Here is a 15,151-nt window from a genome sequence, read left to right as displayed (position 1 = left end):
CGGCGCGGCTTGCATTCCGTGGGCCAATGGATATGCGGCGGGGCATGACCGCCGCGCTGCCTTCTGCCATCGACGTGCTGATCGTCGGCGCGGGCATCGCGGGTGCCAGTCTGGCCGCGGCGCTCGCGCCGTGGCGCCGGGTGATGCTGATCGAGGCGGAAGATACGCCGGGTTACCACGCCACTGGCCGATCGGCGGCTTTCTGGCACGAAACCTATGGCGGGGCGACGGTCCAGCCGCTGTCCATCGCGTCCTTCGATATGCTTGCGCACCCGGCTCCCGACTTTTCCGAACGCGCCTTTCTTTCGCCGCGCTCGGCGCTGACCATCGGCCGTCGGTCCGAAGCAACGGCCGTCGACGCTTTTGCTGCCAAATTTGCGGCCAGGGGCGTCGATGTCGTGCGGATTGGCGCCACCGATATCGCGCGAAACATCCCCGGCGTTCGTGCCGATTGGAGCGAAGCGGCCTATGAGGCGGCGTGCAGCGATATCGACGTTGGCGCGCTTCACGCCGCCTATCTGCGGGCGGCCAAGCGAGACGGAGCGCTTCTCGCGATCCGAGCACCGCTGGAATCGGCACGGCGGACCGCCGACGGCTGGGACGTCCGGGTGGGGGGGGAGACCATCCATGCGGCGCTGATCGTCAATGCCGCGGGGGCTTGGGCGGACCGCGTTGCGGCGGCGTGCGGGGTCGCGCCGGTGGGCATCCGTCCCTATCGCCGCACCGTCGTCCAGCTGCGGCTCGGGGTGGCTGTGCCTGCCGAACTGCCGCTGATCGTTCACGTCGGCGGCGATTTCTATTTCAAGGGCGAGAGCGAAGGGCGGGTGTGGCTCAGCCCGCATGATGAAACGCCGGTCGAGCCGCATGACGCGGCACCCGAAGACGTCGATGTGGCGATCGCGATCGATCGCTTGCAGGCCGTCGTCGATTGGCCCGTTGCCGCCGTCGAACGCAAATGGGCGGGGCTGCGCAGCTTTGCACCCGACCGTGTTCCGGTGTTCGGCGCCGATCCGCACCAGCCCGACTTTATCTGGTGCGCGGGGCAGGGCGGCGTCGGGATTCAGACCTCGCCCGCGATTGCGGCGCTGCTGGCGGCCGAGCTCGGGGCGCCGCCACCCTCAGGCATGATCGGGGACGTCGATCCGTTGCCCTTCGCGCCCTCGCGCTTCGCCTGATATCAATCTGGCGGCTTGCACGCCGCCTCCGTCTGCTTACCATAGGCTTGTCGCGTCACCGTGGCGCGCCAACGACCGGCGGAGGATCCGATGGCCCATTATTTCGAAATCAAGAAGAACAAGGCGGGCGAGCATGTCGCCTATTTCAAATATAACAGCGAAACGATTTTCTGGACCGAAGGCTATTCCAGCAAGGCGTCGGCGCTCAACGCCATCGAATCGATCAAGAAAAACGGACCGGGCGCGGAGATACGCGAAGCCGAATAGAGCGACGGCGCGGGCGTTCAGCGCGCCCGCGCTACCTCGAGCGCCGCGTCGCTGGCGAGCTGATCAGCGATTTCATTGTCGCCATGCCCGGCGTGGCCCTTGACCCACAGCCATTCGATGTCGTGCCGCTTGGCTTCGGCCAGCAAGCGCTGCCACAGGTCGGCATTGGCCACGGGCTTTTTGGCAGCGGTTTTCCAGCCGTTTTTCTGCCAGCCAAATATCCATTTGGTGATGCCGTCGCGCACATAGACGCTGTCGGTCGACAGTTCGACTTTGCAGCCTCGTTTGAGCGCCGCCAGCGCCTCGATCGCCGCAAGCAACTCCATGCGATTGTTCGTGGTATCGGGCTCGCCGCCCGATAGTTTCTTGACCACATCACCCCACCGCAGGACCGCGCCCCAGCCGCCGGGGCCGGGGTTGCCCTTGCACGCACCATCGGTGGCGACGATCACCGTCTTCGTCCGTTCGTCGCTCATGCGGCGGCAAACAGGCTGGCAGCATCGGCGGCGCGATAGCGCAGCAGGCGGGCGAGGAAGGGCGAGGGATCCTTGCGCGTAACCAGCGCGTCCGCTGGCGTATGTACCCAGTCGTGCGCGCGCGTCAGCAGGAACCGCAGCGCGGCGCCGCGCGCCAGCGTCGGCAATGCGGCGCGCTCGGCCTCGGTCAAAGTGATTTCGCGCGCGTAGCCGCGCATCAGCGCCCCCGCGAGCGCGGGGTCGCAGGTGCTGCCGTCGGCGGAAAAGGTCCATGCCGCATGGGTGATCACCAGATCATAGGCGCGAAAGTCGGTGGCGGCGAAATAGAAGTCGATCAGCCCCGTCACCCGGTCGCCGAGCATCAGGACATTGTCGGGAAACAGGTCGGCGTGAATGACATGGGCAGGCAGGTCGGCGGGCCAATGCGCCTCCACGAAGGCGAGTTCCGCATCGACGATCGCCTGCAAGCCCGGGCGTACTGCGTCGAGGTTTCCGGTCGCGTCGGCGACACCGCGCCAATGTCGGTGGCCCATGCTGTTGTCGCGAGCGCCGTCATATCCGGCGAGCGAGCGGTGCATCGCGCCGAGCGCGGCGCCCGCCGCCTCGCACTGCGCGGCGTTGGGATGAGTGAGCGATATGCCCGACAAAAACTGGATGATGCAGGCGGAACGGCCCGAAATCTGCTGGACGGCGACACCGCTGCGATCGCGGATCATTGCCGGCACCGGCGAGCCGCTGTTCGCGAGATGGTCGAGCAGGTCGACAAAGAACGGCAGATCGCCTGCGCTGACGCGCTTTTCGTAAAGCGTCAGGATGAACCGGCCCGCGGTCGTTTCGAGCAGGAAATTGCTGTTCTCGACCCCCTCGGCAATGCCCTTGCACGACAGGACGCTGCCAATGTCATAGCGTGCGACCAGCGCAGCCAGGTCGGCGGGATCGACATGTGTATACACCGCCATCAGGCGGCTGCCGGTTCGAGCCCGCGCGGCAGCTTGAACACCATATTCTCTTCGGCGGTGACGACGACATCCTCGACGATGCGTCGGTGCGCCGCAACCGCATCGATGACTTCGCGGACCAGCGTTTCGGGCGCGCTGGCGCCCGCAGTGATGCCCAGTGTCGCGATATCGGTGAGCCAGACGGGATCGACATCGCCGCCGCGCTGCACCAGATGCGCCGGGGTTCCCATGCGTTCGGCCACTTCGACCAGGCGCAGGCTGTTCGAGCTGTTCGGCGCGCCAATCACGATCATGCGGTCGCAGTCACCGGCAATTGCCTTGACCGCATCCTGCCGGTTCGAGGTGGCGTAACAAATATCTTCGCCGCGCGGCCCCGAAATGGCCGGGAAACGGTGCTGCAGGGCGGCGATGATGTCGCGGGTGTCGTCCACCGACAGCGTGGTCTGGGTCAAAAATGCCAGCCTGTCGGGGTCGGGCGGTGTCAGCGCGGCGACATCATCGACCGATTCGACCAATGTCATCGCGCCGTCGGGCAATTGGCCCAGCGTGCCGATGACCTCGGGGTGACCGGCGTGGCCGACAAAGACGATGTGGCGGCCCGCTTCATGCGCGCGTTCGGCCTGCCGATGGACTTTCGATACCAGGGGGCAGGTCGCATCGATGTAATCGAGCCCGCGCATTTCCGCCTTCGCGGGAACCGCTTTGGGCACACCATGGGCGCTGAAAACAACCGGCACGCCATCGGGAACCTGATCGAGCGATTCGACGAAAATTGCGCCTTGCGCCTTCAGCGTGTCGACGACGTAGCGGTTGTGAACGATTTCGTGGCGGACATAGACCGGCGCGCCAAAACGCCCGAGCGCGAGTTCGACGATGCGGATGGCGCGATCGACGCCGGCGCAAAAGCCGCGCGGCGCGGCGATCAAAACCCTGAGTTCTGCGATTTCGTCGCCGTTCGGGCGCGGTGTCGGATGGGGAGCGTTCATGATGGAGGCGCTCTAGCGCAGCAGGCCATATAGCGTAAAGCGGCTTCACACCGTTGCGCCGCGTTCATCGCACCGATAAGAAGCGGCGCGCATGAAGCGGGATCAACCGTCCCGACTGACTTGAACTGGTTAGTGCGCCTGTTTGGAAAGCCCGATTATCATGATGTCCATTTCGTTCCCGTCGCGTAAACTTCTGACCGTGCTTTGTGGCACGGCGGCCATGGCGACGGTCGCGGGCTGTGCGAAGGACAATGACATCGACGTGTCGGGCGGCGTCGGCATCACCGCTACCCGCAGCGCGTGCCCTGCGGTCGCTGTCCCGCTGCACACCGGCGACATCACGCTGTTCGACCCGGCGACCAGCCGCGATGCGAGCGCGATCGACGTGGTCGCCGCGATCACCAATGTGACGCCAGTATGCAACGATGCGAGCGAGAAGGTTTACCAACTTGCCAGTTTCGACGTCATCGCCACGCGCCGCGATGCCGGTCCGGCGCGTTCGGTAACCCTGCCTTATTATGGCACCGTGTTGCAGGGCGGCACGGCGGTCGTTGCCAAGCGCCTCGGCAATGTCGTGGTGACTTTTCCCGAAGGACAGACCCGCGGCACGGGCCGCGGGCAGGCGTCGGCTTATGTCGACCGCGCTGCCGCGACGCTTCCCGCCGATATTCAGGAACGCATCACGCGCCGCCGCAAGGCAGGCGACCAGGATGCCGCGATCGATCCGCTGAGCCAGCCCGAGGTGCGCGCCGCGGTACAGCGTGCCAGCTTTGAACTGCTCATCGGTTTCCAGCTGACGCAGGAACAGCTCGAATATAACGTCCGACGATAGTTTCGCGGCGGCGCTTCGGCGTCGTTCGCAACCGTTTGCCCTGCGCGCCGTTCCGGTGACGCAGGGCTTTTCGCGTGCGCCAAGCTGCGATAGGGCGCGCCAGACTTTCTCCGATCGAAGATAGGCCAAACCCCGTGACCCTGTTCAGCCGTTTTTCCGACCATATCGGCGCCGCGCTCGATACGCTCGCCGCCAAGGGAGCCTTGCCTGCCGGGCTCGACCGCGCCGCGATCAGCGTCGAGCCGCCGCGCGATCCGGCGCACGGCGATGTTGCCACCAACGCCGCGATGGTGCTCGCCAAGCCCGCGGGCATGAACCCGCGCGCGCTCGCCGAGCTGCTGGTCGCCGAGCTGGCGGCGCTCGACGAAGTGACCGAGGCCAGCGTCGCCGGTCCGGGGTTCATCAACCTGCGCCTTGCCGATGGCAGCTGGCGTGACGAACTGGCGCTGATCCACATCGAAGCGGCCGATTATGGCCGGTCGGCGATGGGCCGGGGGCGGCGCGTCAATGTCGAATATGTGTCGGCGAACCCGACCGGCCCGATGCACGTCGGCCACTGCCGCGGTGCGGTCGTTGGTGACGCGCTGGCGGCGCTGCTCGAATTTGCGGGGCATCAGGTCACCCGCGAATATTACGTCAACGATGCCGGGGCGCAGGTCGATGTTCTCGCGCGGTCGGTGCATATGCGGTACCGTGAGGCGCTCGGCGAGAATATTGGCGCGATCCCCGAAGGCCTCTACCCCGGCGATTATCTGATCCCGGTCGCAGGTAAGCTGGCGACCGAATATGGCGACCGTTTCGTCGAGGCGCCCGAAAGCGCCTGGCTTGGCCTGTTCCGCGCTGAGGCGGTGAGCGCGATGATGGACATGATCCGCGCCGACCTTGCCAAGCTTGGCATTCATCACGACCTGTTTTCGTCCGAAGCCGAATTGCAGGCTGCGGGCAAGCCCGCCGACGCCGAAAAATGGCTGCGCGATCACGACCTCGTCTATGACGGCGTGCTCGAAGCGCCGAAGGGCGAAACCCCCGAGGATTGGGAACCGGTCGAGCTGCCGCTGTTCCGCTCGACCAAGTTCGGCGACGATCAGGACCGCCCGATCAAGAAATCGGACGGCAGCTGGACCTATTTCGGCGCCGACCTTGCCTATCATTTCCAGAAGGCCGAGCAGGCCGACGAGCTGATCGACATCTGGGGCGCCGACCATGCCGGGACGGTCAAGCGGATCAAGGCCGCTGTGGCGGCGTTGACCGACGGCAAGAAGAAATTCGACGTCAAGCTGGTCCAGATGGTCCGCCTGCTTAAAAATGGCGAACCGTTCAAGATGTCGAAGCGCGCGGGCAATTTCGTCACGCTCGCCGACATTGTCGATGAGGTGGGCAAGGACGCCGTGCGCTTCACCATGCTGACGCGCAAAGCCGACGCGCAGATGGATTTCGATTTCGCCAAGGTGGTCGAGGCCTCGCGCGACAATCCGGTCTTTTATGTCCAATATGCCCATGCGCGCATCGCTTCGCTCAAGCGCAAGCTCGCCGAGGCGGGGGTCGCATCCGCTGCGCCGAATGCCGCGCGCCTGGACGACTATGAACTGGGCCTCGTCAAGCTGCTGGCGCAATTCCCGCGTATCGTCGAGGCGGCGGCCTTGGCGCGTGAGCCGCATCGGATCGCTTTCTACCTCGGCGACGTTGCGGCGGCGTTCCACGCCTGGTGGAACCTTGGTAACGATCGTCCCGACGCCCGTGTCATTTTGGCAAATGACCCCGAATTGACTGCGACGCGCCTTTATTTGGCCGATGGAATCGGGCAGGTTATCCGAAACGGGCTGCACCTGATGGGGGTAGAGGCGCTCGAGGAGATGAACTGATGGCCGAGGACAAGAACGCCGAGCAGGGCGAAGCGGGGCTGGGGCTGGAAAGCGAAGACCGGTTGCCGTGGCTCGAAGCCGCCGACGGGGTCGAGGAAGATGGCGAAGTATCGCCCGCGCGCCTGCTGGTGATGGTGCTGGGCGGATTGCTGTTGATCGGCGCGGTGCTCGGCGGCCTGTGGTGGGTCCAGAATGGCGGCGCGCGCGGCAAGGGCGAACTGATCGCGGCGCAGGACGGCAATTACAAGGTCGCGCCGAAGAATGATGGCGCGAAGACTTTCGAAGGCGAGGGCGATGCCAGCTTCTCGGCCAGCGAAGGCGCCGAACCCGCGGGCAAGGTCGATCCGACGCGGATGCCCGAAGAACCTGCCGTCACGCCGCAGGAGCGCGAAGCGGCAAAGGCAGCGGCGGCCAAGGCCGCTGCGGACAAGGCGGCGATGGCGAAAGCCAAGCCTGCGCCGACGACCGCCAAGTCCGAGCCGAAGGTCGCTGCGGCCTCCGCCAAGGCTCCCGCCACGACAGCGAAGTCGGCGCCGACGCCTGCCGCTACCGGATCTGCGATGATCCAACTCGGCGCGTTCAGCAGCGATGCCGCCGCGGCGAAGGCATGGACGAACCTGTCGAAGCGTTTTGCCTATCTGGCCGATCTCAACAAATCGGTGTCACCGGCCAAAGTTGGCGATGGTACGGTCTATCGCCTGCGCGTTGCGGCCGGAACGGCAGCTAACGCCGCGAATTTGTGCGGAAAATTGCGCGTCGCGGGCGAAAATTGCGTCGTCGTTCGCTGATTTGGCCCGTCTGGCCGCAGACTCCGTTGGTACAATCGCGCCGCTATGGCATGTTGCGCGGCGTGGCGGCTGCGTGAGGGGGCGGCGGCCAAGGGAGTTTGAGATACGATGATACCCGCCATTTTCGGCCTGTCGGGACTGACCCTCACCGACGACGAGCGCGCCTTTTTTCGCGACAGCGACCCCGCGGGCTATATCCTGTTCGGACGCAATATCGAAAATCGCGAGCAGCTGCGGCGGTTGACCGACGAATTGCGCGCGCTCGACGGGCGGACCAACGTGCCGATCCTGATCGATCAGGAGGGTGGCCGCGTCGCGCGGATGAAATCGCCCGAATGGCCACTGTTCCCGAGCGGCGCGACCTTTGACGCGCTCTATGATCGCGCCCCGGCGAGCGCGATCGAGGCGGCGCGATTGAATGCGATGGCGCTCGCCGCGATGCTGGCCGAGGTCGGCATCAACGTCGATTGTCTGCCGCTGCTCGACGTGCGCCAGCCGGGCGCCAGCGACATCATCGGCGACCGCGCGCTGGGCAGCGAACCAATGCGCGTCGCGGCACTCGGCCGCGCGATCCTTGGCGGACTGCAGGACGGCGGCGTGCTCGGGGTCGTCAAACATATTCCCGGCCACGGGCGCGCGCTGCTCGACACGCACGAGGCGCTGCCCGTCGTAACCGCGTCCGACCGCGATCTGCAAACCGATCTCGCACCGTTCGCGGCGCTCCGCGATGCGGCGATGGCGATGACCTGCCATGTTATTTTCGACGCCTGGGACCCGGATCGGCCCGCAACGCTGTCGCCGATCGTCATCGACAGCGTGATCCGCCAGCGTATCGGTTTCCACGGCCTGCTGATGTCCGACGATCTGGATATGAAGGCCTTGTCGGGCGATGTCCCCTCGCGCGCCGCCGACGCCGTGGCGGCCGGGTGCGACATTGCGCTCAATTGCTGGGGCAAGATGGACGACATGGTCGGAATAGCGAACCGGCTCGACCCGATCAGCACCGTGTCGCGCGCGCGGCTGGAAGGCGCGATGGACCGTATCGCGGGAGTCGGCGACGACCGCGCCTTTGCCACGCTGGTCGATCAGCGCGACGCGCTGCTCGCGGTCGCCTGAGCGGTCGATGGACGAGCTGGCGCTCGAATTCGACATTGCGCCAGCGGCGCCCGAGCGCGACGACGCCCTGCAACTGACGCTTGAAAGCTGGGAGGGGCCGCTCGACCTGCTCCTCGCGCTCGCGCGGAGCCAGAAGGTTGACCTCAAGCAGATTTCGATCCTCGCGCTCGTCGAGCAATATCTGGCGTTCATCACCGAGGCGCGCGAGCTGAAGCTGGAGGTCGCCGCCGATTATCTGGTGATGGCAGCGTGGCTCGCCTATCTCAAATCGGCACTGCTGCTGCCCAAGGATCCGCTCGAGGAGCCGTCGCCCGACGAACTTGCGTTGCGCCTGCAACTGCGGCTGCAGCGGCTGGCGGCGATGCGCGAGGCGGCGGCGCGGCTGCTCGCGCGCGATCGCATTGGGCGCGACGTGTTTCTGCGCACCAAACCCGAAGGACTGCGCGACGTCCGGGTGCGGCGCTGGGATGCCAGCCTGTACGATCTTTTGGCCGCCTATGGTCAGGTCAAGCTGCGCAGCGAACCTGTCGTCCACATGGTGTCGCGCCGCCCGGTGGTGACGCTCGATGCCGCGCTTCATCATTTGCAACGGATGATCGGGGTCAAGCTCGACTGGGCCGAACTCGCCGATTTCCTGCCGCCCGACTATGACGGGCCGCTGCGCCGCTCGGCGATTGCGTCGAGTTTTGTCGCGGCGCTCGAACTGGCGCGGCAGGGTCGCGTCGACCTGAAACAGGCCGGGGCATTCGAGCCGCTTTATCTGAAAGCCGCGCAAACGGGACAAGCTACCGCATGATTGACGATCTGGAACGCGCCATCGAAGCGATGCTGTTTGCGAGCGACGCGCCGCTCGACCCGCGCCAGCTTGCCGCGCGGCTGGCCGATGAAATGACGCCGGGGCAGGTGCGGGCGATCATCGAGGCGATCGCCGCGCGCCACGCGGGCAGCGGCATCGAACTGGTTGAACGCGGCGGTCATTGGCATTTTCAGACCCCCGCCGATCTGGCGCATCTGCTCCGCCGCGAGCGCGACGATCCGCGCAAGCTGTCGCGCGCCGCCGCCGAAGTGCTGGCGATCGTCGCCTATCACGAGCCGGTCAGCCGCGCCGAGATCGAGGCGATCCGCGGCGTCCAGACGTCGAAAGGGACGCTGGACGTGCTGATGGAGGCCGAATGGATTGCCCCCGCAGGGCGTCGCGAGGTGCCGGGGCGGCCGCTCATCTACAAGACGACCGACGCATTTTTGCAGCATTTCGGACTTAGCAGCCGCAAGGATCTGCCGGGCATCGACGATCTGCGCGCGGCGGGTTTGCTCGACCCCGTCGATCTCGCTTTTGACGATGCGATGAGCGAGCTAGACCTAGTAAAAGACGGCGAAGAAGCTTAGATGAGCGCCGCAAGGAGAATTTGATATGGGTAGCTTCAGCATCTGGCATTGGCTGGTCGTCGGCATCCTCGTGCTGCTGCTGTTCGGCAAGGGCCGGTTTTCCGATATGATGGGCGATGTCGCCAAGGGTATCAAAAGCTTTAAAAAGGGCATGGCGGACGACGAGGAAGCGCCCGGCACGCCGAAGCATATCGAAGGCCAGCGCGCGCCCGACGGCGCCCCGGTCTCCACGCCGACGGGCGAGCGCGACAAGCTCTGAACCTTTTCGGCGCGCGGGAAAATTAGGTCATGTTCGACGTCGCGCCTACCGAGCTGCTGCTCGTCATCGTGGTTGCGCTGGTGGTCATCGGTCCCAAGGATTTGCCCAAGGCGATGCGCTTTGTGGGCAAGTGGATGGGCAAGGCGCGCGGGATGGCGCGCCACTTTCGATCCGGACTCGACACAATGATGCGCGAGGCTGAGCTTGAAGAGCTCGAGAAACAGTGGCGCGCGCAGAATGACGCGATCATGCGCGAATTTCCGCGCATCGATGATGCAAACGCTCCAGCGCCATCCCCAACGTCGGCACCGGACACGAGCGCCCCGGCTGGCACGTCGGGACCGCCGAGCGACGCCGATGTCGATCAGGCGGCCGCCGCGACACCGCCCGAAACGCATGCCGTGCCTCCGCGTGATGGGCCGCTGCCATGACCGCCGAACCCGTTTCTGTTGCGAGTGAAGAGGATGGCGCGGGCGGCAAGATGCCGCTGCTCGACCATCTGATCGAATTGCGCTCGCGGCTTCTGAAATCACTGGTCGCCATTGGTCTCGCCTTTGGCGTCTGCCTCTATTTTGCCGAGCCGATCTTCAGCATCCTCGTCCAGCCGCTCGTTGCAGCGGGGCAGGGCAAGATCATCTATACCCAGTTGTTCGAGGCGTTCTTTGTCCAGATCAAGGTCGCGCTGTTCGCGGCGATGATGATCGCCTTTCCGGTGATCGCGAACCAGTTGTGGAAATTCGTCGCGCCGGGCCTCTATCGTCAGGAAAAGCGGGCGCTGCTGCCGTTCATTCTGGCGACGCCCGTCCTGTTCACGGCGGGGGCGTGCCTTGCCTATTTTGTCACCATCCCCGTCGCGTTGAAATTCCTGCTCGGTTATCAGGGCGATATGGGCGGTATCCAGCAGGAAGCGCTGCCGTCGGTCGCCAATTATCTGAGCTTCATCATGCAGTTCATCATGGCGTTCGGCATTGCCTTCCTGCTGCCGATTTTCCTGATGCTGATCGAACGATCGGGGCTGGTCACGCGCGCGCAGCTGGTATCGGCGCGCCGCTACATGATCGTCGCCGCCTTTGCGATCGCGGCGGTTGCGACCCCGCCCGATATTCTCAGCCAGTTCCTGCTCGCGGTTCCGCTGATCCTGCTTTACGAGCTGTCGATCTTTGCCATCTGGTTTACCCAGCGCCGACGCAAAACAGGCGCCGAAGCGGCGCCTGTCGAGCCTCTCGAAGAGGCTTAGGGTAAGCTCTACTCGCCCGATCAGTTGATCGCGTCGCTGCCGGCCTGACCGACCGATTCGATGTCGCGGCCTGCACCCTTCACCGTATTGCAACCGGTGACGACGACGCTGGCCAAGATGGCAAGGATGATTGCTCGAAAACTGGTCATGGAATCCAACCTCTCTGAACTCGATGCAAAATGGCCCGGCGCGCTTCGAGGGGGGGGGAGGGAATGCGGGCCGGGCCAATGTTGCTGAGCAGCGCTGCGGGGGGGCGATGATCGCTGCTCGAACGGGAAACGAGCCAGATGTCCGATAAGTTCCCGAAAAAAGTGATCGCAGCGAAATAATTTTCGATTTTTTCTTCGTCGAGAAAATCGAATTTGGATTCCAATGGCTTGATTACGTCAGCGTGGTCAGTCCGCTGAGTACCGCCAGCCCCAGGAAGGCCAGAAAGCCCATGGAATCGGTGGTCATGGTGACAAAAATGGAGCTTGCCACCGCCGGATCCTGATCGAGCCGGTCGAGCAACAGCGGGATCGCGACGCCGGCGACCCCGGCGACGAAGATGTTGACGACCATCGCTGCGGCGATCACCGCGCCGAGCTGTGGGTTCGCGAACCATAGCGCGGTGGCGCAGCCGGCGATCAGCGCGATCGTGCCGCCGTTGAGCAGCGCGATCTTCATCTCGCGCCAGATCGCGCGCCAGCTGTTCGAATCGGTGAGCTGGTTCATCGCGAGTGCGCGCACGGTCACCGCCAGCGTCTGGGTTCCGGCATTGCCGCCGACCCCGGCAACGATCGGCATCAGCGCGGCGAGCGCGACCATCTGTTCGATCGCGCCGCCGAAAAATCCGACGATCGACGACGCGAGCAACGCGGTGCCAAGGTTGGCGACCAGCCACCGCACGCGCGCGCTGTATGTTTCGCGGATCGGTTCGTTGATGTCGCCGTCGCCGGCGCCCGACAGGCGCAATATATCCTCGCCCGCCTCTTCCTGGATGATGTGCACGATGTCGTCGACCGTGATCATCCCGACCAGCCGTCCGCCCTTGTCGACGACCGCGGCCGAAATCAGCGCATATTTCTGGAAGCGCAGCGCGACCTCTTCCTGGTCCATGTCGATCGGGATCAACGTCTGCTCGCGCTTCATCACGTCGCTGATCGCGATGTCGCGCGGGGTGCGCAGGATCCAGCTGAGCTGACAGGTGCCGATGGGGCGGTGCATCGGATCGACGACGAAGATTTCCCAAAAATCGCTGGTCAGCGTGGTGTCTTCGCGCAGCCGGTCGATCACGTCGCCGACGGTCACATGTTCGGGCACCGCGACAAGATCGCGCTGCATCAGGCGCCCGGCCGATTCCTCGGGGAAAGACAGCGCATCTTCGATCGCGGCGCGATCTTCGGGCTCCATCGCGTCGAGCACCGCCTGCTGCTCGTCGGCTTCCATATCCTCGATGATCGCGACGGCATCGTCGGTATCGAGTTCGGACGCGAGTTCGGCGACCTGTTCGGGCGCGAGCAGGTCGATCAGCTCCTCGCGAACATAATCGTTCATTTCCGCCAGCACGTCGGCCGACAGCATATTGCCCAGCACCGCAGCCAGCATCGGGCGCTCGTCGCTGCGCGCCAGTTCGAACAGGTCGGCGATGTCGGCGGGATGCAGGCGCCCGATCCGTTCGCGCGCCGCTTCGCCTTCGCCCGCTTCGGCCAGTTCGATGACGTCGCGGACGAATTCGGGCTTCAGCCGATCGTCTTCGTCCAGTTCGGTTTCGGGCTCACGCAGCGGCTGATCACGGTCGCGGTCATCGGCGGCGATGAGGTCGTCCGGCGGCAGGGATTCTTCGCGTTTGTCCATCGCGCGGTCCTCCCTGGTTTCTGGCGGCGTCCGAGTTTTCCCTAGTGCCGCGACCCGCCGATGGCAACGCTGCGAACGCCTTTTTGGCATTTAGTGCGTGGCTTTGATCGCGGCGGCGGCTATGGGACCGCCAACGCAGACCGCAGGAGTTCAACCATGTCCGAAACGCTCACCCTTTCGCTCTCGACCGGCGATGTCGTTATTCGTCTCCGCCCCGACCTCGCGCCGCAACATGTCGAACGCATCTCGTCGCTCGCCAAGGAAGGTTTTTACGACGGCGTCGTGTTCCACCGTGTGATCCCGGGCTTCATGGCGCAGGGCGGCGACCCTACGGGAACCGGCATGGGCGGCAGCCAGCTTCCCGACCTGCCGCAGGAATTCAACAGCGAACCGCACGTCCGCGGTGTGTGTTCGATGGCGCGCGCGCAGAACCCGAACAGCGCGAACAGCCAGTTCTTCATCTGCTTCGACGATGCACGTTTCCTCGACAACCAGTACACCGTCTGGGGCGAAGTGATCGAAGGCATGGAGAATGTCGACGCGCTGCCCAAGGGCGAGCCGCCGCGCGAGCCCGGCAAGATCGTCAAGGCGACCGTCAGCTGATCGCCGATGCTTCCCCCTTGATGGGGGAAGGATATGGAGCCTTATCGCAAAGCGATTAGGCGGAGTTGGATGGGGGTGACGGTGCGTCCTTAGACCATCATCTGAGGCCGAGAGCGCACCCCCACCGCTGCGACTAGGCGGCAAGCTGCCAAGTCTCGCTGCCTCCCCCATGGCGGGGGAGGCATTTGGTGCATTATTCCCCGATAAAGCCGTTCAGCCGTTCGCACGCGGCGACCCAGTCCTGCTTGAATTCCTGCACGACCTGTCCGGCGCCCATCGCTTCGTTCATCAATCCGACGCCCTGACCGACCCAATAGGTCGCCAGCGCTTTGGCGCCTTCGTGGCCGCCCTCGGACAATTTGTCGACCTTGCGCAGCGCGGGCTCGCTGACCAGCGATTGTAGCGGCATCGGCAGCGGTTTGGGCGCGCCGTCGGCTTCCCATGCGTCGGTCCACGGCGAACGCAGCTGGCGCGAGGGTTTGCCGGTGCGGCTCTTGGAGCGCACGGTGTCGCGCGCGGACGCGGCGAGCATCTTCTCTTTCACCACCGGATTGGTTTCGGCCTCGGCTGTGGTGAGCCAGACCGACCCGCACCATGCGCCATGCGCGCCCATCGCCATCGCCGCCGCCATCTGGCGCCCGGTGACGATACCGCCCGCTGCGAGGATCGGCGTCGTGTCGCCGATTGCGTCGAGCGCCGCCGCGACCTCCGGGACCAGCACCATCGTTGCGACTTCGCCGCAATGACCACCCGCTTCGCCGCCCGCGACGACCAGGATGTCGACTCCCGCGCGAACCTGCGCCAGCGCATGATCGCGGGTGCCGACGAGCGCGGCGACAGGAACATTGTGGCGCTTGCCAAGCTCCAGCATCAGCGGCGGGGGGACGCCCAGCGCGTTGGCGATCAGGCGGATCGGGTGGCGGAACGCGACTTCGAGCAGTCTTGCCGCGCCATCCTCGTGCATATTGTCGCCAAAGCTCTGGCGGCTTTCCATCGCGGCTTCGAGCCCCGAGGCATCGACGTCATATTTGCCGAGCAGGTCGGCGGCGAATTGCAGATGCGTTTCGGGGACTTTCGCCGCGACCGACGAGGGCGCCTCGCCCTTGCCGACGAAGCTGTTGGGGACGATCAGGTCAACGCCATAGGGCTTGCCGCCGATATGCGCGTCGATCCACTGCAGCTCTTCCTCTAGCCGTTCGGGCGGCAGCGCCGCGGCGCCAAAGACGCCCATGCCGCCCGCCTTTGACACGGCGACGACGACGTCGCGGCAGTGCGAGAAGGCGAGCAGGGGGAATTCGATGCCAAGCATCGCGCAGATGGGTGATTGCATTGAGCCTCTCCGGATGTGGACCAAAGTGCCACGTAGCGT

General features: G+C 65.0%; 18 protein-coding genes. 12 read left to right on the top strand and 6 right to left on the bottom strand.

Going from position 1 to position 15,151, the window contains the following annotated elements; genetic code table 11:
• Positions 1–44 precede the first annotated feature (44 nt).
• Positions 45–1,175 carry an NAD(P)/FAD-dependent oxidoreductase gene (locus G9408_RS05925; protein ID WP_168453080.1) on the top strand — a complete coding sequence of 377 codons (1,131 nt, stop codon included), beginning with the start codon at positions 45–47 and terminating at the stop codon, positions 1,173–1,175.
• A gap of 90 nt (positions 1,176–1,265) precedes the next feature.
• Positions 1,266–1,442 carry a YegP family protein gene (locus G9408_RS05920; RefSeq protein WP_120216577.1) on the top strand — a complete coding sequence of 59 codons (177 nt, stop codon included), beginning with the start codon at positions 1,266–1,268 and terminating at the stop codon, positions 1,440–1,442.
• Positions 1,443–1,459: 17 nt separating this feature from the next.
• On the opposite strand, the gene rnhA is transcribed toward G9408_RS05920, so the two are convergent.
• Genes rnhA through ispH form a run of 3 tightly spaced genes read right to left on the bottom strand, consistent with a single transcriptional unit; the run spans position 1,460 to position 3,863 of the window.
• Positions 1,460–1,918, bottom strand: a complete 459-nt coding sequence (gene rnhA / locus G9408_RS05915; RefSeq protein ID WP_168453079.1) for a ribonuclease HI — start codon at positions 1,916–1,918, stop codon at positions 1,460–1,462.
• Positions 1,915–2,877, bottom strand: coding sequence for a homoserine kinase (gene thrB, locus G9408_RS05910; RefSeq protein WP_168453078.1), 963 nt, complete (start codon positions 2,875–2,877; stop codon positions 1,915–1,917). Before thrB ends, rnhA begins: the two co-directional genes overlap by 4 nt.
• Complete coding sequence (ispH, locus tag G9408_RS05905; RefSeq protein ID WP_168453077.1) at positions 2,877–3,863, bottom strand: 4-hydroxy-3-methylbut-2-enyl diphosphate reductase; 987 nt, start codon at positions 3,861–3,863, stop codon at positions 2,877–2,879. The genes thrB and ispH overlap by 1 nt, the downstream gene beginning before the upstream one ends.
• A gap of 220 nt (positions 3,864–4,083) precedes the next feature.
• On the opposite strand from ispH, the gene G9408_RS05900 reads away from it, so the two are divergent.
• From G9408_RS05900 to tatC, 9 genes are all read left to right on the top strand, one after another.
• Positions 4,084–4,695 (top strand): hypothetical protein, encoded by a 612-nt coding sequence (locus G9408_RS05900; RefSeq protein WP_235957479.1) that lies wholly within the window; start codon positions 4,084–4,086, stop codon positions 4,693–4,695.
• Positions 4,696–4,829: 134 nt separating this feature from the next.
• Positions 4,830–6,557 carry an arginine--tRNA ligase gene (argS, locus tag G9408_RS05895; protein WP_168453075.1) on the top strand — a complete coding sequence of 576 codons (1,728 nt, stop codon included), beginning with the start codon at positions 4,830–4,832 and terminating at the stop codon, positions 6,555–6,557.
• Complete coding sequence (locus G9408_RS05890; RefSeq protein ID WP_168453074.1) at positions 6,557–7,345, top strand: SPOR domain-containing protein; 789 nt, start codon at positions 6,557–6,559, stop codon at positions 7,343–7,345. Before argS ends, G9408_RS05890 begins: the two co-directional genes overlap by 1 nt.
• 108 nt (positions 7,346–7,453) lie before the next feature.
• Positions 7,454–8,461 (top strand): beta-N-acetylhexosaminidase, encoded by a 1,008-nt coding sequence (gene nagZ, locus G9408_RS05885; RefSeq protein ID WP_168453073.1) that lies wholly within the window; start codon positions 7,454–7,456, stop codon positions 8,459–8,461.
• Positions 8,462–8,468: 7 nt separating this feature from the next.
• Positions 8,469–9,257 (top strand): segregation and condensation protein A, encoded by a 789-nt coding sequence (locus G9408_RS05880; RefSeq protein WP_168453072.1) that lies wholly within the window; start codon positions 8,469–8,471, stop codon positions 9,255–9,257.
• Positions 9,254–9,847, top strand: coding sequence for an SMC-Scp complex subunit ScpB (gene scpB / locus G9408_RS05875; protein WP_168453071.1), 594 nt, complete (start codon positions 9,254–9,256; stop codon positions 9,845–9,847). The genes G9408_RS05880 and scpB overlap by 4 nt, the downstream gene beginning before the upstream one ends.
• 25 nt (positions 9,848–9,872) lie before the next feature.
• Positions 9,873–10,106: a twin-arginine translocase TatA/TatE family subunit gene (locus tag G9408_RS05870; protein ID WP_168453070.1), complete on the top strand. Its 234-nt coding sequence runs from the start codon at positions 9,873–9,875 to the stop codon at positions 10,104–10,106.
• Between the two features lie 29 nt (positions 10,107–10,135).
• Positions 10,136–10,537: a Sec-independent protein translocase protein TatB gene (gene tatB, locus G9408_RS05865; RefSeq protein ID WP_168453069.1), complete on the top strand. Its 402-nt coding sequence runs from the start codon at positions 10,136–10,138 to the stop codon at positions 10,535–10,537.
• Positions 10,534–11,343: a twin-arginine translocase subunit TatC gene (gene tatC, locus G9408_RS05860; RefSeq protein WP_120216565.1), complete on the top strand. Its 810-nt coding sequence runs from the start codon at positions 10,534–10,536 to the stop codon at positions 11,341–11,343. The genes tatB and tatC overlap by 4 nt, the downstream gene beginning before the upstream one ends.
• A gap of 20 nt (positions 11,344–11,363) precedes the next feature.
• Here tatC and G9408_RS05855 read toward each other — a convergent pair whose 3' ends face one another.
• Together G9408_RS05855 and mgtE are read right to left on the bottom strand one after the other, a co-directional pair.
• Complete coding sequence (locus tag G9408_RS05855; protein ID WP_162548515.1) at positions 11,364–11,492, bottom strand: entericidin A/B family lipoprotein; 129 nt, start codon at positions 11,490–11,492, stop codon at positions 11,364–11,366.
• 232 nt (positions 11,493–11,724) lie between these two features.
• The gene (mgtE, locus tag G9408_RS05850; RefSeq protein WP_210423185.1) at positions 11,725–13,179 is read right to left on the bottom strand and encodes a magnesium transporter; all 1,455 of its coding nucleotides are present in this window, start codon (positions 13,177–13,179) and stop codon (positions 11,725–11,727) included.
• A 156-nt stretch (positions 13,180–13,335) separates the two neighbouring features.
• Here mgtE and G9408_RS05845 point away from each other — a divergent pair, with 156 nt between their 5' ends.
• Entirely contained in the window at positions 13,336–13,782 is a 447-nt protein-coding gene (locus G9408_RS05845) for a peptidylprolyl isomerase (RefSeq protein ID WP_168453068.1), read from the top strand.
• Positions 13,783–13,975: 193 nt separating this feature from the next.
• Here the strand turns inward: G9408_RS05845 and G9408_RS05840 are convergent, their stop codons facing one another.
• The gene (locus G9408_RS05840) at positions 13,976–15,112 is read right to left on the bottom strand and encodes an NAD(P)H-dependent flavin oxidoreductase (RefSeq protein ID WP_168453067.1); all 1,137 of its coding nucleotides are present in this window, start codon (positions 15,110–15,112) and stop codon (positions 13,976–13,978) included.
• Positions 15,113–15,151 lie beyond the last annotated feature (39 nt).

Source organism: Sphingopyxis microcysteis (assembly GCF_012274265.1).
GTDB classification, from domain to species: Bacteria; Pseudomonadota; Alphaproteobacteria; order Sphingomonadales; family Sphingomonadaceae; genus Sphingopyxis; species Sphingopyxis microcysteis.
The sequence above is the reverse complement of the archived record's forward strand: the minus strand, read 5'-3'. Positions and strand labels throughout refer to the sequence as shown.